20 protein-coding genes and 2 tRNA genes are annotated in these 22,997 nt (G+C 60.4%); 10 read left to right on the top strand and 12 right to left on the bottom strand.

All coding sequences use genetic code 11. The features are described from left to right. Positions 1 to 40: 40 nt before the first annotated feature. The gene (locus HY2_RS15140; RefSeq protein WP_034829077.1) at positions 41 to 1,072 is read left to right on the top strand and encodes a phytase; all 1,032 of its coding nucleotides are present in this window, start codon (positions 41 to 43) and stop codon (positions 1,070 to 1,072) included. Positions 1,073 to 1,150: 78 nt separating this feature from the next. Here the strand turns inward: HY2_RS15140 and HY2_RS15135 are convergent, their stop codons facing one another. From HY2_RS15135 to HY2_RS15125, 3 genes are all read right to left on the bottom strand, one after another. After that, positions 1,151 to 2,974 carry a sensor domain-containing diguanylate cyclase gene (locus HY2_RS15135; protein WP_034829136.1) on the bottom strand — a complete coding sequence of 608 codons (1,824 nt, stop codon included), beginning with the start codon at positions 2,972 to 2,974 and terminating at the stop codon, positions 1,151 to 1,153. A 156-nt stretch (positions 2,975 to 3,130) separates the two neighbouring features. After that, positions 3,131 to 3,204 (bottom strand) — tRNA-Gly (locus HY2_RS15130). Between the two features lie 31 nt (positions 3,205 to 3,235). Then, positions 3,236 to 3,320: transfer RNA gene (locus HY2_RS15125), tRNA-Tyr, on the bottom strand. Positions 3,321 to 3,427: 107 nt separating this feature from the next. On the opposite strand from HY2_RS15125, the gene rlmB reads away from it, so the two are divergent. The 4 genes from rlmB to HY2_RS15100 all read left to right on the top strand — a co-directional run bounded on the left by rlmB (position 3,428) and on the right by HY2_RS15100 (position 9,491). After that, positions 3,428 to 4,264, top strand: coding sequence for a 23S rRNA (guanosine(2251)-2'-O)-methyltransferase RlmB (gene rlmB, locus HY2_RS15120; protein ID WP_034829076.1), 837 nt, complete (start codon positions 3,428 to 3,430; stop codon positions 4,262 to 4,264). Between the two features lie 64 nt (positions 4,265 to 4,328). Next, positions 4,329 to 5,231, top strand: a complete 903-nt coding sequence (locus tag HY2_RS16920; protein WP_051595098.1) for a hypothetical protein — start codon at positions 4,329 to 4,331, stop codon at positions 5,229 to 5,231. Between the two features lie 98 nt (positions 5,232 to 5,329). Beyond that, the gene (locus HY2_RS15105; protein WP_034829070.1) at positions 5,330 to 8,149 is read left to right on the top strand and encodes a phosphoenolpyruvate carboxylase; all 2,820 of its coding nucleotides are present in this window, start codon (positions 5,330 to 5,332) and stop codon (positions 8,147 to 8,149) included. Positions 8,150 to 8,429: 280 nt separating this feature from the next. Next, positions 8,430 to 9,491: a DUF4852 domain-containing protein gene (locus tag HY2_RS15100; protein ID WP_034829068.1), complete on the top strand. Its 1,062-nt coding sequence runs from the start codon at positions 8,430 to 8,432 to the stop codon at positions 9,489 to 9,491. Positions 9,492 to 9,563: 72 nt separating this feature from the next. Here HY2_RS15100 and HY2_RS15095 read toward each other — a convergent pair whose 3' ends face one another. Beyond that, positions 9,564 to 10,466, bottom strand: a complete 903-nt coding sequence (locus HY2_RS15095; protein WP_158534052.1) for an aspartyl protease family protein — start codon at positions 10,464 to 10,466, stop codon at positions 9,564 to 9,566. Between the two features lie 257 nt (positions 10,467 to 10,723). Here HY2_RS15095 and HY2_RS15090 point away from each other — a divergent pair, with 257 nt between their 5' ends. After that, complete coding sequence (locus HY2_RS15090; protein ID WP_034829063.1) at positions 10,724 to 11,968, top strand: acetyl-CoA C-acetyltransferase; 1,245 nt, start codon at positions 10,724 to 10,726, stop codon at positions 11,966 to 11,968. A 185-nt stretch (positions 11,969 to 12,153) separates the two neighbouring features. Continuing rightward, positions 12,154 to 12,555, top strand: coding sequence for a SpoIIAA family protein (locus HY2_RS16915; protein WP_051595097.1), 402 nt, complete (start codon positions 12,154 to 12,156; stop codon positions 12,553 to 12,555). A gap of 15 nt (positions 12,556 to 12,570) precedes the next feature. Here HY2_RS16915 and arsC read toward each other — a convergent pair whose 3' ends face one another. The 4 genes from arsC to rnk form a co-directional block, all read right to left on the bottom strand. Continuing rightward, positions 12,571 to 12,972 carry an arsenate reductase (glutaredoxin) gene (gene arsC, locus HY2_RS15085; protein WP_034829061.1) on the bottom strand — a complete coding sequence of 134 codons (402 nt, stop codon included), beginning with the start codon at positions 12,970 to 12,972 and terminating at the stop codon, positions 12,571 to 12,573. A gap of 364 nt (positions 12,973 to 13,336) precedes the next feature. Next, positions 13,337 to 13,621 (bottom strand): aquaporin, encoded by a 285-nt coding sequence (locus tag HY2_RS17655; RefSeq protein WP_206741047.1) that lies wholly within the window; start codon positions 13,619 to 13,621, stop codon positions 13,337 to 13,339. Between the two features lie 157 nt (positions 13,622 to 13,778). After that, positions 13,779 to 14,774, bottom strand: coding sequence for a DNA topoisomerase IB (locus HY2_RS15075; protein ID WP_051595096.1), 996 nt, complete (start codon positions 14,772 to 14,774; stop codon positions 13,779 to 13,781). Positions 14,775 to 14,859: 85 nt separating this feature from the next. Next, on the bottom strand, positions 14,860 to 15,279 hold the full coding sequence (gene rnk / locus HY2_RS15070; RefSeq protein ID WP_034829058.1) for a nucleoside diphosphate kinase regulator: 420 nt from the start codon (positions 15,277 to 15,279) through the stop codon (positions 14,860 to 14,862). A 482-nt stretch (positions 15,280 to 15,761) separates the two neighbouring features. Here rnk and HY2_RS15065 point away from each other — a divergent pair, with 482 nt between their 5' ends. Next, entirely contained in the window at positions 15,762 to 16,715 is a 954-nt protein-coding gene (locus HY2_RS15065; protein WP_034829057.1) for a LysR substrate-binding domain-containing protein, read from the top strand. 30 nt (positions 16,716 to 16,745) lie between these two features. On the opposite strand, the gene HY2_RS15060 is transcribed toward HY2_RS15065, so the two are convergent. From HY2_RS15060 to HY2_RS15050, 3 genes are all read right to left on the bottom strand, one after another. After that, the gene (locus HY2_RS15060; protein WP_034829054.1) at positions 16,746 to 17,717 is read right to left on the bottom strand and encodes a hypothetical protein; all 972 of its coding nucleotides are present in this window, start codon (positions 17,715 to 17,717) and stop codon (positions 16,746 to 16,748) included. Between the two features lie 103 nt (positions 17,718 to 17,820). Continuing rightward, on the bottom strand, positions 17,821 to 18,978 hold the full coding sequence (gene dnaJ, locus HY2_RS15055; protein ID WP_034829052.1) for a molecular chaperone DnaJ: 1,158 nt from the start codon (positions 18,976 to 18,978) through the stop codon (positions 17,821 to 17,823). A gap of 134 nt (positions 18,979 to 19,112) precedes the next feature. Next, positions 19,113 to 20,429: a penicillin-binding protein activator gene (locus tag HY2_RS15050; RefSeq protein ID WP_081815093.1), complete on the bottom strand. Its 1,317-nt coding sequence runs from the start codon at positions 20,427 to 20,429 to the stop codon at positions 19,113 to 19,115. Between HY2_RS15050 and rsmI the strand changes: the two genes are divergently transcribed. After that, positions 20,423 to 21,343: a 16S rRNA (cytidine(1402)-2'-O)-methyltransferase gene (gene rsmI, locus HY2_RS15045; RefSeq protein WP_081815092.1), complete on the top strand. Its 921-nt coding sequence runs from the start codon at positions 20,423 to 20,425 to the stop codon at positions 21,341 to 21,343. The genes HY2_RS15050 and rsmI overlap by 7 nt on opposite strands. Then, positions 21,336 to 21,737: a YraN family protein gene (locus tag HY2_RS15040; protein ID WP_034829048.1), complete on the top strand. Its 402-nt coding sequence runs from the start codon at positions 21,336 to 21,338 to the stop codon at positions 21,735 to 21,737. The genes rsmI and HY2_RS15040 overlap by 8 nt, the downstream gene beginning before the upstream one ends. On the opposite strand, the gene HY2_RS15035 is transcribed toward HY2_RS15040, so the two are convergent. Next, on the bottom strand, positions 21,734 to 22,963 hold the full coding sequence (locus HY2_RS15035; protein WP_034829046.1) for an MFS transporter: 1,230 nt from the start codon (positions 22,961 to 22,963) through the stop codon (positions 21,734 to 21,736). The genes HY2_RS15040 and HY2_RS15035 overlap by 4 nt on opposite strands. Between the last annotated feature and the right edge of the window lie 34 nt (positions 22,964 to 22,997).

Here is a 22,997-nt window from a genome sequence, read left to right as displayed (position 1 = left end):
CGGCCTCTTCCTTTTCCCCTCCTCAAGGAGCTGAAGACCCATGAAACGCCATTTTCCCCTTGCCGCCCTTCTGGTGGCTGCATGTGCCACAGAGCCGGCCCAGGACATCTACGAAGTCGAGACGGCAAACGTCTATGCCGCCTTCGAAACAGACCCGATGCCAACCAAAGGCGACACCGCCGATGATCCGGCCCTGTGGGTAAACCCGGATGACGCCTCCAAAAGCCTGATCCTCGGCACCAACAAGGATGAAGGTCTCTATGTCTACGATCTGACCGGCAAGAAGACCCAGTTCATCGACACCGGCCGTATCAACAATGTGGATGTGCGCGGCAATGTCGCCATTGCCTCCAATGACGAGACGAACTCTATCAGCTGGTTCTCCATCGACCCGGCGACGCAGACCGTGACGCATATCGGCGATACACCGACGCTGAAGGATGAGCCCTATGGCATTTGCGCCGGTCTGATCGACGACAATTTCCTGGCGATCCCGACCTACAAGGACGGCACGATTCAGGTCTGGTCCGTCCCCTATGACGAGGCCGCTGGCCTGAATGCGGAGCTTGTCCGCACCCACAAATTCGACAGCCAGCTGGAAGGCTGCGTTGTGGAAGATGATGGCCGCCAGGTATTTGTCGGCGAGGAAGAGTACGGCATCTGGAAGCTGGATCTCGTCAATGATGAGAGCACACCCATATCCGTTGATTCGATTGCGGCCCGTCAGGGCCTTGTCGCCGATGTCGAAGGCATCAGCATCTGGAAGGGTGAAGAAGGCTATGGCTATCTCGTTGCCTCCGCCCAGGCAGCCAACCGCTATGTCATTTACGATCTTGAGCCCCCGCACGCCCGCGTCGGCGTGATCAGCATCGTCGAAAGCCCGGATGGCAGCGTGGACGGCGTGACCCATACCGATGGCCTTGACATCAACTCCACGCCCCTGCCCGGCTTCCCGAAAGGCGTAATGATTGTTCAGGACGATGCCAATCCGAAATCGGAAATCAACCAGAACTACAAGATTATCGACTGGGCCCGGATCGAGGCCGCCACCCGCCTGAATGACCGTCCGTAAACGGCGTTCAAATTTCGCAGTCTCAGGGACAGCGCCCTCCGACGAAATCGGGGGGCGTTTTCATATCCGGCAGAGACCTCAGGCGACGAGATCTTCCTTGACGCCAAGCGGGGCCTTGGTGACGCGGTCGCGGCCCTTTTCCTTGGATTCATATAGCGCAGCATCTGCAGTGGTGATCAGCTTGTTACCCGCGCAATGATTGGGCGTCGTGGCAACACCGAATGAGGCCGTGACCTTCTTGATCGGGGCCTCATTGAAGGTGAAGTGCAGTGCGGCAACGCCCTTTCGGATGGCCTCGGCCCGGCGCACGGCATCGCCCGGCTCAACCCCCGGCAACAGAATGACGAACTCCTCCCCGCCATAGCGGAAAGCCAGGCCGTCTTCCCGCGTATGGGATTTCAAGACCCCCGCCACATCCTTCAGCACCTGATCGCCCATGTCATGGCCATAGGTGTCGTTCAGCATCTTGAAATTATCAATATCCAGCATGATGCAGCTGACCGGGCGGCCCGTATCATGGGCATCATACAGCAAAGTGTTCAGGCGCTGTTCCATCAGGCGGCGATTGGACAGACCTGTCAGCGGGTCTGCGGTTGCCTGTTCGTGCAGCTCTTCGCGAAGATGCATGTTGGCCAGCGAGAGAGAGATGTTCTCCGCCATCATGAACACATAATGCTCCTGCTCGATGCTGATCACGCCATCCGGCAGTTCGCAATACAACAGGCCGATCACTTCGCGCTGCGCCGTCAGCGGCACACAGAGCGTGGCAATGTCGAAGGCTTCCACATGGTCCAGCTGGCCGGGCTCGAACATGTGCTGACAGGGCATATCGGTCTGGTTCCCGCCCTGACGATGCGGCGCGCCACGGCGAATGGACCAGCATTCACCGGGGGGAAACTCCGGGGCCGAGCCCTTCGGTTCCAGCCAGTCACACGCCTGGCGCATCATCTGATCATCCTCTTCAAACAGATACATTTTGCCCGCATAGCCTGGCAGGATGACCGGCAGGAACAGGCGCACGACATTGGCCACTTCCTTTTTGCTCTCACAGGCCTGCATCCGGTGTGTCATCCGACTCAACAGGTTGCGCAGTTTCAGATCACGTTCCAGCTTCTCTTCAAGGCGCAGGCGCTCCAGACCATTCTCGCGGAAGATCTTCACCGCCTCGGCCATGTCGCCAATCTCGTCCATGTGGCGGAAATCGCTGATCTCGACGCTGTAATCCTCGGCGGCCAGCCGTGTGACCACATCGCTGAGCCTCATCACGGGGCGCAGGATACGGCGTTTCAGGATGAAATACAGCACGCACAGGAACATCAGGGCCGTTGCGGCCAGAACCACTTCAGACATGAACCGCCAGAACCGGGCGCGGGTGATGGCGTGCTCCACCTCAACCTGCGTTCGCTGGTCCAGAAGGGCCTGAAAGCGTGTGATCGTGGCATCAATCAGGCTCAGTTCACCCTCATAATGGTCGCTGAAAACCATCTTGCGCGCGGTTTCCACATCTCCGGCCTGATACGCCTCGATGGCGTTTTGCTGGTTGTTAACCAGTGTCCTCGCCATATCTATAGCCGTCTGAAGCGTGGACAATTCTTCCTTGCGTGCGCCGGCATCTTCCACACGGCCCAGCATGGCGCGCGTGTCATTCAGATTGATCACACCCGCCTTGAAGTCTTCCAGATATTCCGGATTGCCGGAAATGACATATTCCCTTGCCTTTTCAGACTGATAGAAAATTTCGTGATCCAGCCCCGATGTGGCCTTGTCCAGCACATAGCGTTGCTGCACAGCAGCGCGCTCTGTGCGCATGGAATTGGAGGCCATCAGCATGGCGACGCCCGCAATCATGGAAAGCGCAACCGTGGTAACATAGGCGGTATTGGTGATCGTGGATAAACGCATGACACCAGCCATAGGGCCAGCAGAGTTAATTCTGCCCCTAAAAGGACCGATAATTCGGAGTCATTCCAAAACCTTTCGTTCAGACTTTCTTCACCCACAAGAAACCGGCTCCAAGCGCGCCTGCGATAAAACTTATGGATGCAAGGAAGGAAAGCTTGGAGCGGGTAGACGGAATCGAACCGACATACTCAGCTTGGAAGGCTGCTGCACTACCATTGTGCTATACCCGCATCAGGCCTTGTCGGCGGGCGGGGGCGCGGGTGGTGGAGGGAGCTGGATTCGAACCAGCGTACGCTAGGCGGCCAGATTTACAGTCTGGTGGATTTAACCACTCTCCCATCCCTCCACGGGACCCGCGACCACACGCCGTTTGACGCCGTCACGCCGGGGCTTCACATAGGCGCTGACACGCCGCTGATCCACACCGGAAGCGGCCTTATAGGGAAACCCGAAATGGCGCGCAACCATTCTAAACGGCGAAAAGCACACGACAGTGCAGATAGTGGCCCCCGCAGGCATTCCGGCAAGCCATCCCGCCCGCATGCACGGGGCGGATCGCACCGTCATTCCGAGCCGGAGGACGGCCCGGTCTGGCTGTGGGGCACACATGCCGTCGCCGCGGCGCTGGCCAACCCGGCCCGCACCTGTCACGAGCTGCTGGCGACCGAAAATGCCGCGAGCCGCCTGCCCCAGGGCGCGATTGCGCCGACGCTGGTGACGGCAAAGGAGATTGACCACCGGGTGCCCGATGGCGCGGTGCATCAGGGCGTGGCGCTGAAAGTGGACCCGCTGGAGCCGCTGGCGCTGGAAGACCTGATCGATTCGGGAATCAGCCATATTGCCGTTCTGGATCAGGTGTCAGACCCGCACAATCTGGGCGCCATCTATCGCTCTGCCGCTGCGTTCGGCTTTGGCGGGCTGGTGCTGCAGACCCGCAATGCCCCGCCGATCACCGGAATTGTCGCCAAGACCGCCGTTGGCGCAATCGAGACGGTGAAGGAGGCGCGCGTTGTGAACATTGCCCGCGCTCTGGAACAGCTGGGAGAGGCCGGATACCACACAGTGGGCCTGGCCGGCGAAGGCAAGCGCCTGATCGCGGACGCTGTAGACGGGGCGCACAAACTGGTCATCGTGCTGGGCGCGGAAGGTCCGGGCATCCGCCCCGCCGTGGCCAAGGCCTGTGCAGAGCTGGCACGCATTCCGATTGCCCCGCAAATGGAAAGCTTGAACGTTTCCAACGCAGCCGCCGTCGCTTTCTATGAGAGCAGCCGGAAGCGATTCCCACAGTGACAAAGCTCTGCTAGGGATTAACCCTAATGCTGTGGGGCATCACTGACGGAGCATTCGGACCGCCATGCTGAGACTGATTTCGATTCTTCTATTGCTGTGCGGCCTGGGCGCTGCCGGCTATGCCGGATCTGTTCTTCTGGAACAGTACGCGCCTCATGATGAGGTTGTGACCACAAATCCTGTGGAAGAGGCCGAAACCGAACAGGCCTTTGAAATGGCCGAAACGGAAGCCCTGCCCCCGATCACCGAAGATGAGGTGATCGCCGCCGAGCCAGCCCCTGCGCCGCGCGCCGCCCGGTCCATCCAGGCGGAAGACATGGAAAACGGCATGGCAGACAGCGAAATGGCCGATAGCGGATTGGCAGAAATTCGTCCGCAATCCGCTGAGATACTTGAGGGCTTTGATGCGCCGCGGGCCCAAAGCCGCTCCGCCAATGTGCAGCCCTCTGTCTCAAAAGATTTCATCGAGAACCTGAAAACCGTTCCGGTGGCGCATGAGACGCCCAGCACGGCAGAATACAAGCGCGCCTTCGATGTGACGCTGGCAATTGATTCGACCGGCGATGACAGCGCCGCAGATGCCCTGCCCGGGCGCGGAAATATTATCGAAGGCGAAGCGAAAGTGTCTGACCGCGTGGAAGCGCGTCTCAGCGGCGCGAATTTCGAGATTGTGCCGATGTCTCCGGACGTGCAGTCCCTGTCGCCGCTGACAGAGAATGTCTGGCGCTGGTCTGTCACCCCGCTGTCTGCGGGCAGTCATGATCTGGTGTTCGAGATCTATGCGATTGATGAGGACACGGTGACGCCGCTGCGCACTTTCCGCGATACAGTAACGGTGCAGGTCTCCGGCCTGAACCGCGCGATTGCCTTTGCGGACCAGGCGAACCCGCTCTTCGTGCTGCTGGGTGGTCTCGGCTCAGCGATTGCAGGCCTGATCGGCGTGATTCGGTTCTTCGGACGCAAATAGACGGGCGCGCGCCCTCATCGGAGCGGATATTCGGAAAATTCCGGACCTGTTTGGGCCAGTCCCTTTGACTTTGGGGCAATTTCCGTCTTTCTGGCGCTATGACAACGTTATCTTCCAAGCTTTCGCTCGAAACTGCGCAGGATTATCTGCGCGAACAAGCCGCCCGGATCGATGTCGACCCGATGACCAATTCGGTCTTCGCGCTGGCCCAGACCCTGTTCCGCCAGATCGAGGCGGGCGACGCCAAACTCTCCGATCTCTCCAAACTGGCCGATGAGGTGCATCTGGACCTGATCGAGGAACGCGCCGACCGGTTCCGCGTGCAGCATTCCGGCGGCAAGGCCAAGACGGCGCGGGAAGACCTGATCGCCGATCTGGAGGCGCTGGCCACCAAGGGGCTGGACGCCTTCCGCAGCGCAGTGGAGCAGCCAACCGGCGGCATCGTGTTCACCGGCCACCCGACCTTTGCGCTGTCGCGCCCCCTGCGCGATGCGCTGGCCGATCATGTGGTGAGCGCCACCAAGACGAGCCGCACCGCGCTGATGCGCCAGATCCGCACCGATTCACGTGACTGGAACCAGGCCATCAGCCTGAAAGGCGAGCATGACGAGGTGCAGGCCGCCATCGCCCATGCCGCAACCGCGCAGCTGGCCTATGCCGAGGCCGTGATTGCCGTCGCGCGCAAGGCGTTCCCGGATGAGTGGCGCAGCCTGCGCATCTACCTGCCGACGCTGGCCAGCTGGGTGGGCTATGATCTGGATGGCCGGACCGACATTCACTGGTCGCAATCGCTGACCTTCCGCCTGGCGGAAAAGGCCAGCCAGCTCGGCCGCTATGCCGAACAATTGGAAGCGATGAGCGGCAGTCAGAAGATCGGCCCGCTGGCCAAGCTGACCCAGCGCCTGAAGGCGGCGGCGGATGAAACCGCGAAACATGCCAATCTGTTTGCGGAAGACCTGACCGATCCGGAAAATCTGGTGCCGGCGGCCAATGCGCTGACAGCGCATTCCAGCCGCGCCCTGCTGGACGCAGCAGACATTGTCTCTGTACTGGATGGCGTGATCCCGAAGGCCGATGACCAGATGGCCGCCAACCTGATGGCCCTTCGCGCGCAGGTAGAGGCGCTGCAGCTGGGCACGGCGCGCATTCATCTGCGCGTCAACGCGGCGCAGGTCCGTACCGTGATCAATCGCGATCTGGGCCTGCAAACTGAAGACCGGGAGCTGGGCCGCCTGGCGCTGGCCGAACTGGCGCAGAAGGCGCGCAAGTCAAAGCCCGTGCCGGTGAACTTTGCAGACCTGTTTCTGGAACAATCCACCGCCCGCCGCCAGTTCATGATGTGCGCGCAGATCCTGAAACATATCGATGCGGGCTCTGTCATCCGCTTCCTGATTGCCGAGAGCGAGAACCCCGCAACCGTGATGGGCGCGCTTTATCTGGCCCGGCAATATGGCGTCGATGACAAGCTGGACATCTCCCCGCTATTCGAAACGCCGGAAGCGCTGGAGACCGGGGGTCGCTTCATTGAACGTCTTCTGGAAGAGCCGGAATTCCTGGAATATGTGAAGCAGCGCGGCTATCTTTCCATCCAGCTTGGTTTCTCCGATGCCGGACGGTTTATCGGACAGGTCGCCGCCGACATGGCGATTGAACGCATCCACAATCTGATCGCACGGGCGCTGGCCGCCAAGGGCGCGGATGTGGATCTGCTGATCTTCAATACGCATGGCGAGAGCATGGGACGGGGCGCCTGGCCCGGCACGTTCGAGCAGCGCTTTGACCATTTGCTGACGCCATGGACACGCGCCGGAGCCCGCGCGCGCGGTTTGCAGCTGCGCCATGAGGTGAGTTTTCAGGGTGGCGACGGCTTCCTGCATTTTGCCAATCCGACGCTGGCCGAGGCGACCATGTCGGCCTGGTGCCGCCATACGCTGTCAGACCCCGGCGATACGAGCCAGGACCCGTTCTATACGCGCACAGACCTTGTCTGGGACTTTTACCGATCCCTGCGCAACTGGCATGAAAACCTGTTCGACAATGCCGATTATGGCCGTCTGCTGGGCGCGTTCTCCAGCGGGTTGACCGTGAAGGCGGGCTCTCGCCCGAAACGCCGCGCGGCAGGCCCGGTCGGCCCTCGCAGCCTGCGCGCGATTTCCCACAATGCGACGCTGCAACAGCTGGGCATTCCGGTAAACACCGCCGCGGGCATCGGTTCCTCGCTTCAGCGAGAGATGGAGCGTCTGGTGGAGCTGATCAATGCCAGCCCGCGGATGCGTGGACTGATCCTGCTGGCGCTGAATGCGCGTGTACTGACCAGCCTGCCCGCCCTGCGCGCCTATGCCGGGGTGTATGATCCCAGCGTCTGGATCGCCCATGCCAAGCTGGCCGATAGCGACAAGGCAAGCGCCTATCGCGGCGTCTATTACACGCTGCGCAATACCGAAACCGCGCATTCCATGAACCAGATTGCCAATTATCTGACGGTGGACCTTGGCAAGTTCGACCGTCTGATTGCGCAACTGAATGATGCCCCCTCAATTGAGGAACGCCATGAAGGCCGCCTGGACATTCATGTTCTGCACGCGGCGCGCCAGGCCCTGATCATGAAGGCATTCGCGATTGTCGGCGGTCTGCCCCGCCTGTCGGAACGCCATGATGCCAGCACGCGGGATCTGGTGGAGATGGTGGCCGAACTGCGTATCCGCGAGGCGGTGGAATTGCTGTGCGAGATCTTCCCGCGCTCACGCGACCAGGACACACCGCTGAAGGCGCTGACCGAACCGGGCAGCGAAGCGCGCGTCGCCAGCTATGGCTATGATCGCATCCACAGGGACATCATCACGCCGCTGGACGAGATTGATCGCACCCTGCACGGCATCAGCCTGGCCATCGCCCACGCCTATGGCGCCTTCGGCTAAGCGGGCGCGACGTCAGGGCTTCATCTGACGTTCATTTTCTCTATCATAACCAAGGCCCGGGAATCATGCGTGATTTCCGGACTTTGGCCGGGCTGTGAGTGTCTGGCTCCATGCAAGAAGAGATCAGCATGGCATGACGGGGGGGAGAGAGATGCCTACGCCACAGGCGCAAGCACTCAACAAGTTTACATTCAAGGGCAAAAGCCTGCCAGGCCTTTGCCCTGACCGCCTGTCTTCTGGTCTTTATCTGAAGATGCCCCAAGAGTGACAGGACTTACAAATGAATCTGACCAAACATCTTGCCCGTCTCGGCGCCGCCAGTCTTTTTCTGGCCATGGCCGCCTCGCCCGCGCTGGCCGAAACAAATGATGCGCCTGCAGAAGCCCGTTTGAACGCGGTGAACGCGGCCTTGCTTTACCATCAGGTGTCAGGCGAACCAGCCCCGGTCGCCAACATGATGACCAAGCCGCTGAACATGCGGTTCGACAATGAGTTCGAACGCCGCCGTTTTACGAAAGAGAACTTCCCAGCCTTTCAGAAGATGGCGGAAGATGTGATGGCGCAGCCAGCCTATTACACAAAGTTTTCCGTGCGCCTCGGCGATTATGATTTCACCGATGAACGCTTTCCGATCAACGGAATTTACAGCGGGTCCATGTACTTCAACTATGATGCCGACAAGGCCGGTTCAGAAGGCATGGACTACGCCGTACGCATTGTGAACACCGATGAAATCAAATTCCTCGACATGGCCCCGGATGATGCCGAAGCGCTGTTGAACAGAGTGGAAGGTAACAAGATCAGCGCACAGATGTGGATGGTGCCTGTCACCCCCGTTTCTGCAGGCTGGATCAAGATGAAGAACAGCTATTACCGGACCGTGCAAATGAAGGCGACGGTGCTGAAGCTGTTCGACCCCAATGGCGAGTTGATTGCGGAAATTGAAAGCAAGACCCCCAATCTGAAGAACAAGGCCAGGCCGGTGAAGCACAACCCCATCAGCGAACCGACATTCTCAAACCCCTGGACCGCAGAAGATGCGCCAACGGCTATTCTGGATCACTACCAATGGTACATTCAGAAGAAATACCAGGTGGCCGATAATGGCTCCAGCGGAGATGCTTTCCAGAACGCTGTGGACATGCGCGGCGTGGCAGCCGAGGGGTGCACCACCACTTTCGGCTATTCCGAGTGCAAGCGCCTCATGACCGCGCGCCGTCAAATGATGGACCGCTGCACGGCCAGCGTTGCCAAGGAACGCGTGCGGGAATGCTATATGATCGATGATATTCCGTACACCACAGAGGAAGCCGATTCCTATTCCAACCGCACGTCTGACTGATCAGGCACACCTGCCCAAAGCAACACCGCCCCGGTCAGGCTGGGGCGGTGTTCTTTCATGCAGCATTGAATTTCAGTCGATGCGCGACACATGAGCCGTGCTGCAAATAAGACAATCCAGACGTTCACGCCTCAGGATGAAACTGTCATTGCGGCGGTCCAGCTGCATGCGGAAATGCGAGAGGAAATCCATGCCCAGCACCATGACGGGCTGATCCTGGAATTCCAGATACGTGAACAGAGCGGGGTCTGAGACCAGAAGGTCCAGCCGCGTCAGCTCCATCTGGCCGAGGGAGAGTGTGGAGACGCGCGCAATGCGCACATCATACTCCTCTCCGGTCAGGCCCAGCAATTGCTTGGTCTTTTCCTTGTTGGTGACGGTGTTCGAAAGATCGGCAAAGTGGCTGTTGATATAGGTGATGGATGAGCCCGTATCGATCAGGGCACGGCCTTTCACATTGTTGATCTCGACATCCACATAGAAGAGGCCCGAGACTTCGTGCAGGTCTGTCTTGCAGACGCGCCCGCTGCGGCGGCCATTCGGGCTGCCATCATACAAGGTCAATGTCTCTTTTCTGAAATCGAAGTCCAGCACGTTCGCTTCCAAGACGCTGACGGGGAGAATGTTGAGCACGCCTTCCACGGCAGGGCTGGTATCGAGCGCGGCATTCAGGACGCCCAGATGGACATTGCCCGCCGACAGGCTTTGCAGCTTCAAAAGGGGGAAATCTTCCGGGCCGCCGAGGCCGAGCACGGTGATGAGCTGAGGCTCCCCCGGGCGAATTTCAACCGGGCTGAGGCCAACCGCGTGGGCCGTCCTGCCCTCGATCAGCGTCAGGGTCGCAGCGGTATCGAGCACGCCCGTGGCGGTGACACCGTTTTCCAGCGTCAGGTCCACAATGGGGCGATCATATTCATCAAGATCGAAAGGAATGACGAGGCGCCCTGTGGCCAGTGCCGGAAGGGCAATGGTCACGCATATGGCCAGGACCAGCCCGCGCCATAAGCGGCGGGCTTGCCCGGCCCCTGAAGGGGCGACTCCTCCCATGATTGCGCCTTTCTGATGTGCGCTTACATTTCCCATAATATGCCACAAATCCCTGCTGCCGCCAAATTTGGCCGCGCCTGTAGCAAAGACAGGGAAACCTACCCCGACGTCACGGCTATTCCTTACGCTTACGTTCGCGTAAAGCACTGCAAAACAAGAAAGATATTCACCAGGGAGAGAAGTTCATGGCTGAGGCCTATATCATCGACGCTGTCCGCACCCCGCGCGGCATTGGCAAGGTCGGCAAGGGTTCGCTTGCGCACCTGCACCCGCAACATCTGGGCGCAACCGTGCTGAGTGCGATCCGCGACCGAAACAATCTGGACACCGCCACCGTGGATGACGTTATCTGGGGCACGTCCAGTCAGCGCGGCGCACAAGGCGCCGATATGGGCCGCATGGCCGCGCTCGACGCCGGCTTTGACATCAAGGCCTCCGGTGTGACGCTGGACCGATTCTGCGGCTCCGGCATTACAACGGTCTCTCTGGCTGCAGCGCAGATCATGTCCGGCATGGAAGACTGCGTCATCGCAGGCGGCTGTGAGATGATGAGCTACACCGCGGCCACGGCAGACCCGAAGAACCCGCCCATGATGGATGCCGGCAACCTTCACCTGCGTGAACTGCACCCGCAATCCCAGCAAGGCGTCTGCGCTGATGCCATCGCCACGCTGGAAGGCATTGACCGCGAAGCCGTAGACCAGCTGGCCGTCACCTCCCAGCAGCGCGCAAAACGCGCCATGGATGAAGGCCGCTTCGACAAATCCATCGTGCCGGTTTACAATCGCGATGGCACACTGGCGTTGGACAAGGACGAGTTCCCTCGCCCCAGCACGACCATGGAAAGCCTGGCTGGGCTGAAAACCGTGTTCAATATGTTCATGGACGTTCCGGTCGACGACACTGGCAACACCTATGGCAAGATGGTCACCAAGGTATATCCGGAACTTGAAGGCAAGATGACCCACGTACATCATGCCGGGAACTCCTCCGGTGTTGTGGACGGCGCAGCGGCCATCCTGGTCACCTCAAAAGAGTATGCCGACAAGAACGGACTGAAACCCCGTGCACGGATCGTTGCAACTGCGAATATGGGTGACTGCCCGACACTGATGTTGAATGCGCCGGTTCCAGCAGCGAAGAAAGTTCTTGAAAAGGCTGGTCTTTCCAAGGACGACATTGATGTCTGGGAAATCAACGAGGCGTTCTCTGTCGTGGCAGAGAAATTCATCCGTGACCTGGAGCTGGACCGCGAAAAGGTCAACATCAATGGCGGCGCCATGGCGCTGGGCCACCCGATCGGCGCCACAGGCTCCATCCTGATCGGCACCGCGCTGGACGAGCTGGAACGCTCCGGCGGCCGCTATGGCCTGGTCACGATGTGTGCAGCTGGCGGCATGGCTCCGGCGATCATCATTGAACGGATCTAATTGAACGGATCTGAAGGTTTCCTCCCACAAACTTTTCTGCAGATCCATTCATGACTGCCCGGCCTGCAATATGGCCGGGCTTTTTTTTGAAATCCGGGGCAAAAGCCCCTATATGTAATTCAGAAGGAACGCGGGGCCCCGGCCGCGCGTTGCTTTTTTGATTGAGCAACCCTGACAGGAGACCCATGCCTTATACGATCCAAGCTGAAAACACCGACCTTTTTTCCATCGACGCGCAAGGCGAACTGAACCCGGAAAATATTCCCGAAGCCGTCGACCAGATCATGGAGCAGACGAGCGAGGAAGATCCTGGAAGTTTGCTGGTGCGGTTACAGCATATGGATCTCGGCACGCTCCATAATGTTGCAAGCAGCTGGTCCCGGACAGCTGAATTCTTTGCCCTGCAAAAGCGCTTCAACAAAGTGGCCGTTCTGACGGACCAGCCTTGGGTGCGCCAGTCGGCCAAGATGCAGGCCGTGGCCCTGCCCGATACACAACTGAAGGTCTTTGATCTGGCCGATGAGGCCGATGCCCGCGTCTGGCTGGAGAAACAGCCCGCACCTGCCGCTGAGCCTGAACTGGCCTGAACGCGCAGCAGCGCTTTAGCCGGATGTGACCGTCTCGCCGTCTTCCTTGGTGAAACTGGCGGGTGGATTGTCCAGCAATGCAAATACCTTTTCAGAGGGACGGCACAGTGCCGTCCCTTTTTTTGTGACTACAATCGGCCGGTTCACGAGGATAGGGTGCTGCAGCATCGCCTCGAACAGCTCTCCCTCTGTGATGTCCGGGCCGGTCAGACCCAATTCTTCTGCAGGGCTTTTGGAGACGCGCAGCACATCGCTCGGCTTCAGCGCCAGATCGTCCAGCAGGCCGGCAAGCTGTTCGCGTTGCCAGCCGCGCTCAAGATAAAGAACGATATCAGGGGCTTCGCCACTTTCGCGCAGAATTTCGAGCACGTTGCGCGACGTGCCGCACTCTGGATTATGATAAATCGTTGGTCTCATACCGGCCTCTCCCTGAACAACCATCCGCAAAACACGGTGGCCGATACCGCGCCTATCAACTGGGCGGCTATGAAGGGCAATATACTCTGCGAGGCCATCCCGGCAAATGTATCGTTCGCCCCCCCGCGCGATTGTCAGCGCCGGATTGGCGAAGGAGGTGGACGCCCTAAACCACTATGCGGCGGTAATATACCCCCACCATCATCGGAACGCCCGCAGGCCTGAGCCGCACCCCGGCAAGGATCGCCGCGACCAGACCGAATGTGGCGATGCCTTCTGAAAACATGTGCGCCGCTCCGTCACGGCCATGCGCGGAGAGCTGAACGCAGCCTCATCAAACATCAGGTGTGCAGCCCAGTCCCCCCTATGCCACCCGCCCCTGCACGTCGAGATAGGTCAGCGCCAACAATGGCCAGGAAATTTCCCGCTGAAGATAGAAGGCCAAAGTAACGGCCGGATTGAAATGTGCGCCAGAGACCAGGCCGAACATGGTGATCAGCACATAGAGCCCCGCCCCGATCGCCAATGTGTTGCCCAGCAGAGCAATCGCCCTGTTGCCAGTGGAAAGCCGGTCTCCCATGATGCCACTGCCGATGATGATGGCCAGCAAGAGCGCCTCCGCCACCAGACGGCGCAAGATGGAAAACATCAGCAAGGGCGGCTCAAGGCTTGCGCCCGCATCAATCTGGTGGCGCGCTTCTTTGTATGCTCGGCCATGCAAAATTCTGCCCCGGCGCTCGGATGCATGCAGGGCAAAGGGGCGCGTTACGAATATGTTTTTAAACATTTTTTGAAAGCACGTGTCTCTAGTGCAGGGCGGGATCCGTTTCCAGGACGGCCAGCAACAAGTCTTCACCGGTCAGCTCACACATGTCTTCGCGCAGGTCACTCGGGCGCTGTTTATCGCGTGCCATGTCGAGCAGGACGGGATGAATGTAGGAGGATTTGGCAATCGCAGGCGTATTGCCGAGCGCCTTGGCGGCGGCCTCTGTGAGGGCTTTCACGGTGACTCTTTCAGCCTTGCAGAGGGCATCTGCGGCGGCAACACTGCCTTTCCAGGTGCGAAAATCCTTTGCTGTGAAAGGCAGGCCAAGCGTCTCCTGAATATAGGCATTCACATCCTGCGCGGCGGGTCGCACACGGCGGGAGCGGAAGACGAACACACCTTTTTCCTCCATCAGGGAGGCGATGGTCTTCGCCAACAGGCGGTCGCGCACAGAGACGCGGCGCGGCACACCGCCCTTTGCCTTGTAGGCGCAGACCACTTTGTGGCCTTCGACCGTGACATGGGATTTGCGCAGGCTGACCGCGCCATAGGTCTTGCGTCCGCACTGGCCGATGCGCAGCGCGCCCCGGTCCAGCAGGCGTACAATCGCGGCAATACGTATCTCGCGCGGGCAGTCTGAATAGGTCAGATCATGGCGCACGCGCCGACGCAGTTCCGGCAAGGCATGACCAAAGGCCAGCAGGTCATCAAACTTGGCGGAGCTGCGCGTGGCAGACCAGGTCGGGTGATAGCGGTATTGCAGACGACCGGCATCATCGCGGCCCGTTGCCTGAATATGGCCACGCGGATTGGGACAAATCCAGATGTCGTTCCAGGCGGGCGGCAGCACCAGCGCGCGGCACCGCTCGGCGCGTTTACCGGACAGCGTATTTCCATCCTGGTCCTGATAGGTGAAACCCTTGCCGCATCTGCGCCGGGTCCAGCCTGGCCCGGCCGGATCAGCGCGCACAAGACCTATCGCCTCAGCAGTCATGCCTTCGCGGCACAGCGTTTCCTGATCTGCACTGAAGGCCATGGGCGTATCTCTTGCGCGGGACTGCCGGGATCAACGGCCCCGGCGGCAAAAGAGTTCCCATAAGGCGCGTGACTTTTGCGCTGCCTTAGCCCTCATCAGGCGGATAAACCTTCAGCACACGCAAATACCTGTCTTGCCCGTCATGAAACCGGCACGGAATGGCATCTCCTTCAGACAGGCCGATCAGCGCGGCAGCGACTGGTGTGACGATGGAAATGCGATCCCGGGAAATGTCCGCCAGATGCGGGAAGACAATCTGCACCGTGCGCACATTGCCATTGCCCTCATCGCGGAATTCCACGCGCGAATTCATCGTCACCGTGCCTGGGGGCAGGCTGGTCACGGGGTGTACCTGCGCCCTGTCCAGCTCTGCCAGCAACATGCCAGACAGTTCCGGTTGCTTATGGCTGATCGCGAAGGCCAGCGCGTTGAGAGCATCAAACTCAAGTTCGCTGATATTTACCGGCGGCAAATCAGCAGACAGATAAGTGCTGGGTTCAGTCATTTTTCTTGTGTCCCTGTTGCCCCCACTTCAGGAGGAAGTCTGCCAGCCGGCACAGTGGGGGGAAGATTACGCCGGCTGGCAGATGGGCCATGACACGCGGCCCCTGAAGACCGGAATCATGTGCCCGCAAGACCAGCCCCTCTACACAGCCCTGAGAGGCGCCGGTCCTTGCATGAGAATTTGCGTTTTACCCGTTGACCTAGACGTACCAGATGGGCGGGATCGTCGCCTTCTGATTATCCCTAAACTGATCAGTTCGGGATGTCCGGTGCTGGCCTGGCGGAGGCGCGGCCTTGTGCACAACAGACCCCCGTGAGGGCCGGCGCGGATCCGCGATGGGAGAGACAACGGGAATATCCTTGGGTGACATTTTGACCGGCCTCCTGTCCAAGCAAGTTTCAGACGTTCCTGAACAATTGAAATCGGACTTTCCTGATGATAGTTCAAATAGAAAGAATATCTTGATACTATAGCTTGAAACTATGAGACCCACCCTTCGCCAGCTTCAATACCTGGTCGCCGTTGCCGAAACAGGACGTTTCAGCGAGGCGGCCAAGCGCGTGAATGTCAGCCAGCCCAGCCTGTCGGCCCAAGTGGCCCGCATGGAAGAGGAACTCGGCGTGACGCTGTTCGAACGCGCAACCTGCGGCGCGTTGCTGACGCCGAAAGGGGCCGACATTCTTGCACGGGCGCGGGCCATTCTGCGGGATGTGGAAGATCTGCGCGCCTCGGCGCGGCAGGAAAGCGAAGACCTGGAAGGCCTGTTACGACTGGGCGTTCTGCCAACAATAGGCCCCTATCTGCTGCCCCTGGCAACGCGGCAGTTGCATGCCCGCTTTCCGCAGCTGCGCTTCAGCGTTCGGGAAGAACGCACAATGGACCTGAAGGCACACTTGCACAGCGGCGAATACGACACGATTATTTCGATGACGGATGATCTGGCGGGCACAACCTCCCTGCCCCTGTTTGAGGAAAAGTTGTGGATCTGCATTGCACCGGATGACCCGCTGGCAAACCGCTACACACCGATTGGCCCGGCGCATCTGGAAGGGCGCGAATTGCTCAGCCTGGGCCATTGGCAAAATCTGAACCTGAGGGTTCAGGCGCTGGCAAACGCGGCGGGCGCGCATGTGAACACGGAATATGCCGGCACCAGCCTCGACTCCCTGCGCCAGATGGCGGAGATGGGCACGGGTGTTGCCATCCTGCCCAGCCTGTATGCTTTGTCGGAAATGCGGCGCGATCCGTACCTCATCATCCGCCGGATTGATTATCCACAGGCCTCGCGGACCATCTCCCTGATCTGGCGGGATAGCTCGCCGATTTCCGGAAAGCTGGAGACGCTGTCAGATGTGCTGAAAAACGCCGCCACAGAGCTGTTGGACGAATCCTGCCTGCCAGACAAACCCGCCATACGGCTCAACCCCGTCGGCTAGACCCTCCCGAAAAATCAGCGCCTATTACGCCTAGCTGATGGATTTCAGTTTTTCGCGGAGTTCCGGCCAGGTGATTTCGAAAAGCGGGTCTCCATCAGCGCCGTATTGGTCCAGTTTTCTGAAGCCAAACATTCTGGCCATGCGCACGATGCTGGGGCGTTCCACCTGCATGATGAACGGTACGGTCTCCAGATCGAAATCCGAGGCCACGCGCCAGATGTGCTGGACATGACTGCGAATAAGGGTGCGGATAGCCTGTGTCCCGCCGGACTTGCCTCCATCAGGACGGTAATCCGTCAGCATACCAATGGCAAAAAGCAGAATGCATCCGCAAGGCTCACCCATAGAGGCGACGGCGATGTCCATGACATCATGATCAGACAAGGCCCCTTTCTTGTACAGCAATGTTCCCGTCGGGTTCATGGGAATCACCATCGAGATGCCCATGCGCTGGCCTGCTTCATCCAGCACATAGGCAAAGCTTTTTGGGTAGCGTTCCTGAATGCTGGTATTGCGCAGCAGTTTATCCACATAATCCCCGGAATAATTGGCGCTTTCCTCAAAGCATTCCGTATTGATGCGGCTGAATTCCTTCAGCGCCTCATTGTCAGAGACTATCTGCAACTCCTCTGCCGGAAAGCGCAACTCGCCATGTTCGGTCAGACGACGGAGGTCTTCCAGAAGATAGCTCTGACGGTTTGTCTGAAGTGCCTTCGCCAGCTCACCCGCGGGGTTGCGCGTCAGCATGTAGCGAAGCAGCGGCATGGCCACGACAATGCTGAGGGTCACGGCCTGAGCGAGGCCTACCGTGTTGAAGACAAGCGCGCTGGTATGCCCTGCCTCCTGAGCCCACGTGCCGAGTGACGGGCTCAACGCCGCCGCAGCGCGTATCAGCGTGCTGATGACAAGCGCGACCAGCACGCCGATCCATACCCATCTTTCGATCCGGGAAAATCCCTTCAGCGCGCCATTCAGCCCGCGAAAAACATGTCCTGACTTCATGCCATTGCCCCGCTTTCATCGCCTTGCAATGAGGTATTGCGGAAGTCAGTCCAAGGGACAACCGTCAGACGGTTAATGCAGGGCAGATGCGTAAAGCGGACGCCTAATTCGGGCGTTTTTCTTCGTGGTCGCCGCTCCAGAAGCGTTTGATGCGGCCAAGGAAGCCCTCACTTTCGGGGTGACAGTCAGCGCCTGTGCACTCGCAGAATTCTCGCATCAGCTCTTTCTGGCGGGCAGACAGGTTGCGCGGAGTTTCCACGAACATCTCGACGAACAGATCTCCCGTATGGCCGGACTGACGCACCGACGGCATGCCCTTGCCGCGCAGGCGCAGCTTGCGGCCCGTCTGGGCCCCTTCCGGCACGACGACACGCGCACGGCCGCCATCAATGGTCGGGATCTCGATCTCGCCGCCCAGCGCCGCCGTTGCCATGGGCACGGGCGCGCGGCAGTACAGGTTCGGGCCGTCGCGTTCGAAAATGTCATGCTCGACGACATCGACGAAAATGTAGAGGTCCCCGCGCGGACCGCCCTGATCGCCGGGCTCGCCCTCGCCGGACAGACGGATGCGCATGCCGCTCTCGACACCTGCCGGGATCTTCACCTGCAGTTTGCGTTCTTCACGCACCTGACCTACGCCGCCGCATTCCTTGCAGGGTTTCCTGATGATCTTGCCCTTGCCGCCACAGCGCACGCAGGTGCGTTCCATGGTGAAAAAGCCTTGCTGGGCGCGCACACGGCCATGACCGTCGCAGGTATCACACGTTTCCGGACTGGTGCCGGGGGCTGCGCCAGAGCCGTCACAGCCCGTACAGGGCACGGCCTGGGGCACGTGAATGGTCTCTTCCTTGCCGGCCCAGGCGTCGGCCAGCGTGATCTCCAGATCATAGCGCAAATCCGAGCCGCGCTGGGGCCCGCCGCGACGCCGTCCGCCGCCAAAGCCGCCTGCGCCGAAGACCTGACTGAACAGGTCCGAGAAGATGTCTTCAGGATTGACGCCCGCGCCGAACGGATTTCCACCGCCCCCGCCGCCATTCTCAAAGGCGGCATGGCCGAAGCGGTCATAGGCGGCGCGTTTCTGGCCATCGCTAAGCACAGCATAGGCCTCTCCCACCTCCTTGAATTTCTCCTCGGCTTCGGGATTTCCGGCATTCTGGTCCGGATGGTATTTCATTGCCAGCTTGCGGTAGGCGGACTTGAGCTGTTTCTCGTCCGCATCACGCGCAACGCCGAGCACGTCATAATAGTCACGCTTGCTCATGGAATGGCTGCCGTCTTCCAGTGCTGCTAAAACCTCAGCCGGTCATGTGGGGGGATAAGTCCCGCAACGCAAGGGAGGCCTGCAGATTGCCTTAGCGGCAGGCTGCAGGTGTTGCCATTCTGCCCGGTGCTGCCTCAGCTGTCGCCAGTGCCGAAAGACTGCACGCCGCCCTCAACCACGGCCGGACCGCCGGATTCGATCTGCTTGACCGCCAGACCGCGCTCGGATGTGCCGTCAATGCGGAAGCGGAACAGGCCATTCACGCCATAGAAGCCGTCCGGATCGGTCACGCCGCCATAGCTGAGATTGTCTTCCCCGGCGAGGCGCACGGCCAAGGCCGCCGCATCATAGGCCTGACCGGCCAGATCCGTCGGCGCACGGCCATAGATCCGGCGATAGGTTTCGCGGAATGTGGTCTGGTTGGCCGGGTCCGGCGACGCAAACAGGCCGCCTGCCAGCGTCGGCTCCCGCCAGATGCTGGGATCATCCCAGTAAGAGGTGCCGAGTAGCTTCACCTTTCGCATGTCCACGCCGTTATAAGGCAGCAGTGGCGCCACGGAGAGCAGCTTCACGCCCCGCTCAGGGATCATCACGGCGACGCGGCCGGGGCGGTTCACCAATTCGGATTTCAGCACGCTGGCGATCTGGCGCGCTTCAGGCCCTGCCCCGCTGGATGGGTCATAGAAGGCAGACGCCGCCACAACAGCGCCGAGACGGCCTGCTTCATAGCGCATCGCAGCCTCAACCTGGCGGCCATAATCGCTGCTGGGGCCGAGAAACACGAATGTGTCTACGCCGCGCGTTGCAACATATTCCATCACGCGGCGCACTTCCTCATCCGGGGAAATGGAGGCGAGATAAGCCCCGCCACCGGCTGCGCTACGGTCATTGGAGAAGGCGATGACCGGGATTTCCTTGTCGCGGGCAACCTGGCGCACGGTTTTCACATTTGCGCCAAACAGCGGCCCAAGAATGACGTCAGCCTTTTCCTTGATGGCCTCATCGGTGCGGGCCTCGGCAACGGAGGTCTTCCCGGCGGTATCCTTGGGGATGATCAGGAAATCCTTGTCGGCATATTCAAACAGCGCAAGCTCAATGCCAGCCAGCATGCTTTCGGCCTCTGCACGCACATTGGCGTTCGGGTGGGAAAAGGGCAGCATCACAACGGCGCGCTTGATGTTGCGGCCTTCCATGAAGGGCGGGATCAGGCCGCCATCGCCGCGGACTTTGGCCGTATCTTCCGGCTCTTCCATCTCACCGACATCGACATCGCCGCGATTATCGCCCAGATCACGCGGCACGCCGGTGACGGGTTCTTCACGCGGCTGACCGGTGCCAATCGGCACAGGCTGGCGCGCCGGGGCACTGGCGCAGGCCGTTGCCAGCAGCAGCGATGCGAGTACAAGGCTTGGCGCGGGGAACTTCCTGAGCAATGGTTGAAGCAATGTCATCTCCTGATCCTTCTGACTCCGGGGCGATTCCCGCCACGGGCGACTCTATTCCTGCTCACCCGCAGGGGCAACCGCGCGTAGCGCTTGCGCCGGGGCTTTATGTCGTTTCCACGCCAATCGGCAACCTTCGAGATATCACGATCCGCGCGCTGGACGTGCTGGCCGCTGCAGATGAAGTGCTGGCGGAGGACACACGCGTCGCCGGGAAACTGATGTCAGCCTATGGGCTTAAGGTGCGCCTCAGCCCCTATCATGACCATAATGGGGCAGAACGGCGGCCTGGCCTCCTGAAGGCTTTGCAGGAAGGCGCAAAGATTGCGCTGATCTCTGATGCGGGCACGCCGCTGGTGTCTGATCCGGGCTGGAAGCTGGCGCATGATGCGCTGGAGGCCGGGGTGCGCGTGTTCCCGATTCCGGGGGCGTCTGCGATGCTGGCGGGCCTCGTCGCCAGCGGCCTGCCGAGCGACAAATTCCTGTTTGCAGGCTTTCTGCCGCCCAAATCCGGCGCGCGGAAATCTGCCGCCGAAGCGCTGAAGGCCGTGCCGGGCACGCTGATCTTCTATGAGAGCGGGCCGCGCCTGGCCGATGCGCTGGCGGACCTTGCGGATGTATTCGGCCCCCGTGACGGCGCAGTGACACGAGAGCTGACCAAAATGTTCGAGGAGACGCGCCGGGGCACGCTGGCAGAGCTGGCCGCGCATTATGCGGAGGCCGGGCCACCGCGGGGTGAGATCGTGCTGCTGGTCGGCCCGCCGGGCGAAGAAGAGGTGACGCCGGAACAGCTGGACGCCGCCCTGCGCGAAGCCCTCGACGGCCAGCCGACCAAGGCCGCCGCCAATGCTGTCGCCGCGGCGCTGGGCCTGCCCAAGCGGGACGTTTATCAGCGTGCGTTGCAATTGAAGGCCGATGGCTGAGGGGCGCTCAACCGGTGCACGGGGGCCCTCCCCGAAACGCAAGGCCGCCGAACAGCGCGGCCGAAAGGGCGAAACGCTCGCCGCCTGGTCTCTCCGCCTCAAGGGCTATCGCATTCTGGCGCAGCGCGTGCGCACGCCGGTGGGTGAAATTGATCTGATTGCGGAGAAATCCGGCACGATCATTTTTGTGGAGGTGAAGGCCCGCGCAGGCCGGCTCGCCGCGCTGAACGCCGTGACGCCGCATGCCTGGGCCCGCATCGCCCGCGCCGCGGACTATTGGATGGCCCGCCGCCCGCATTATTCAGACCATGGCTGGCGCTACGACCTGATCGCCATCACCCCAGCCCGCTGGCCCGAACACATAAGAGACGCCTGGCGACCGGGGATGTTTTAGCCCTTGGGCGTTTTTGCGAGCTTCTTGTAGACGCGGGTGAGCGGGCTTTTGGGCACCGGGATGTAGGGCATCTTCTTGGTGATCGTGGACGGACGCAGGCCGACGCGGAGGATGCTGAAGACGGCCAGCAGCAGATAGATCGCCGCGATGTACCAGAAGAGCGCCGCCGGGTGAAAGACACTCATGGCGAGCGCGCCGGCGAGCGCCCCGAAGACAGAGCCTAGCCCGTGCAACAGCAACAGCCCGCCGCTGGTCGCGACCGCCTTGCCGACAGCGGCATGGTCGTTCGCATGGGCTGCACAGATGCCAAATGTCGGGATGATCAGCCCGCCGAAGAAAAAGCCGAACACAAGCAAGGCGCTTTGCGAGATACCGGCAAAGCTGGCCAGCAGGATGGCCGCCACCGCGCCCGCCACAGAGGCGCCAATGATCACATAGCGCCGGTCAATCCTGTCTGACAGCGTGCCCATCGGGAACTGGAACAGGCCTGCGCCAATGATGGCCGTACTCATGAAAACCGCGACCATGGCCGAGCCATAGCCGACCTTTTGCACGAAGACCGGCGCCATGCCCCAGAAGGCCGCATTGGCGAGGCCGGTCAGCATCGCGCCAACTGCGCCGACGGGCGAGACGCGGTAAAGCTCTCGAATGTCCAGCTTCGCGGTTTCCAGCGGCGCAGGAGAGCTGGTCTTCGTCAGCGCCACCGGCACCAGCGCGATGGAAATGAGAATAGAGACCAGCACAAACAGCTTGAACCCGGACGGAGCCGATACAGCCAGCAAAAGATTGCCGATGGTCACAGAGCCAAGGTCTACCATTCTGTAGACGGACAGGATCTTGCCGCGATTGGCATTCGTTGCGCGCTCATTGATCCAGCTTTCCAGAACCATGGTCAGACCCGCAAAGCTGAACCCCGTCACAAAGCGCAGAAATGCCCAGGAGACAAGGTCAACGAACAGGACATGCGCCAGCGCGCTGGACGAGGCAATCGAGGCGAGCGCCACAAAGGCGCGGATATGGCCGACATTCTTGATCATGCCCGGCACGAAGCGGCAACCCAGAATGAAGCCGGCAAAATAGGCTGAGGTCAGCCCGCCGATCACAGCGGTCGGGAACCCTTCAAGGTCTGCGCGCACAGCCAGCAGCGTGCTTTGCAGGCCATTGCCCGCATAGAGAATGGCCGCTGCAATGAGCAGAGATCCAATGGAAGAAATTGACCTGAACATGGCGGGCCCTGACGGGTCTGGTGTGGAGGCTATA

Origin of the sequence: Hyphomonas pacifica (assembly GCF_000682675.1) — a bacterium.
GTDB classification, from domain to species: Bacteria; Pseudomonadota; Alphaproteobacteria; order Caulobacterales; family Hyphomonadaceae; genus Hyphomonas; species Hyphomonas pacifica.
The sequence above is the reverse complement of the archived record's forward strand: the minus strand, read 5'-3'. Positions and strand labels throughout refer to the sequence as shown.

What these genes read in the sequence shown, in the direction of transcription:
- HY2_RS15140 (WP_034829077.1), top strand. Translation starts at nt 41, where the DNA reads ATGAAACGCCATTTTCCCCTTGCCGCCCTTCTGGTGGCTGCATGTGCC.
- HY2_RS15135 (WP_034829136.1), bottom strand. Translation starts at nt 2,974, where the DNA reads ATGCGTTTATCCACGATCACCAATACCGCCTATGTTACCACGGTTGCG.
- rlmB (WP_034829076.1), top strand. Translation starts at nt 3,428, where the DNA reads ATGGCGCGCAACCATTCTAAACGGCGAAAAGCACACGACAGTGCAGAT.
- HY2_RS16920 (WP_051595098.1), top strand. Translation starts at nt 4,329, where the DNA reads ATGCTGAGACTGATTTCGATTCTTCTATTGCTGTGCGGCCTGGGCGCT.
- HY2_RS15105 (WP_034829070.1), top strand. Translation starts at nt 5,330, where the DNA reads ATGACAACGTTATCTTCCAAGCTTTCGCTCGAAACTGCGCAGGATTAT.
- HY2_RS15100 (WP_034829068.1), top strand. Translation starts at nt 8,430, where the DNA reads ATGAATCTGACCAAACATCTTGCCCGTCTCGGCGCCGCCAGTCTTTTT.
- HY2_RS15090 (WP_034829063.1), top strand. Translation starts at nt 10,724, where the DNA reads ATGGCTGAGGCCTATATCATCGACGCTGTCCGCACCCCGCGCGGCATT.
- HY2_RS16915 (WP_051595097.1), top strand. Translation starts at nt 12,154, where the DNA reads ATGCCTTATACGATCCAAGCTGAAAACACCGACCTTTTTTCCATCGAC.
- arsC (WP_034829061.1), bottom strand. Translation starts at nt 12,972, where the DNA reads ATGAGACCAACGATTTATCATAATCCAGAGTGCGGCACGTCGCGCAAC.
- HY2_RS17655 (WP_206741047.1), bottom strand. Translation starts at nt 13,621, where the DNA reads ATGTTTTCCATCTTGCGCCGTCTGGTGGCGGAGGCGCTCTTGCTGGCC.
- HY2_RS15075 (WP_051595096.1), bottom strand. Translation starts at nt 14,774, where the DNA reads ATGGCCTTCAGTGCAGATCAGGAAACGCTGTGCCGCGAAGGCATGACT.
- rnk (WP_034829058.1), bottom strand. Translation starts at nt 15,279, where the DNA reads ATGACTGAACCCAGCACTTATCTGTCTGCTGATTTGCCGCCGGTAAAT.
- HY2_RS15065 (WP_034829057.1), top strand. Translation starts at nt 15,762, where the DNA reads ATGAGACCCACCCTTCGCCAGCTTCAATACCTGGTCGCCGTTGCCGAA.
- HY2_RS15060 (WP_034829054.1), bottom strand. Translation starts at nt 17,717, where the DNA reads ATGAAGTCAGGACATGTTTTTCGCGGGCTGAATGGCGCGCTGAAGGGA.
- dnaJ (WP_034829052.1), bottom strand. Translation starts at nt 18,978, where the DNA reads ATGAGCAAGCGTGACTATTATGACGTGCTCGGCGTTGCGCGTGATGCG.
- rsmI (WP_081815092.1), top strand. Translation starts at nt 20,423, where the DNA reads ATGTCATCTCCTGATCCTTCTGACTCCGGGGCGATTCCCGCCACGGGC.
- HY2_RS15050 (WP_081815093.1), bottom strand. Translation starts at nt 20,429, where the DNA reads ATGACATTGCTTCAACCATTGCTCAGGAAGTTCCCCGCGCCAAGCCTT.
- HY2_RS15040 (WP_034829048.1), top strand. Translation starts at nt 21,336, where the DNA reads ATGGCTGAGGGGCGCTCAACCGGTGCACGGGGGCCCTCCCCGAAACGC.
- HY2_RS15035 (WP_034829046.1), bottom strand. Translation starts at nt 22,963, where the DNA reads ATGTTCAGGTCAATTTCTTCCATTGGATCTCTGCTCATTGCAGCGGCC.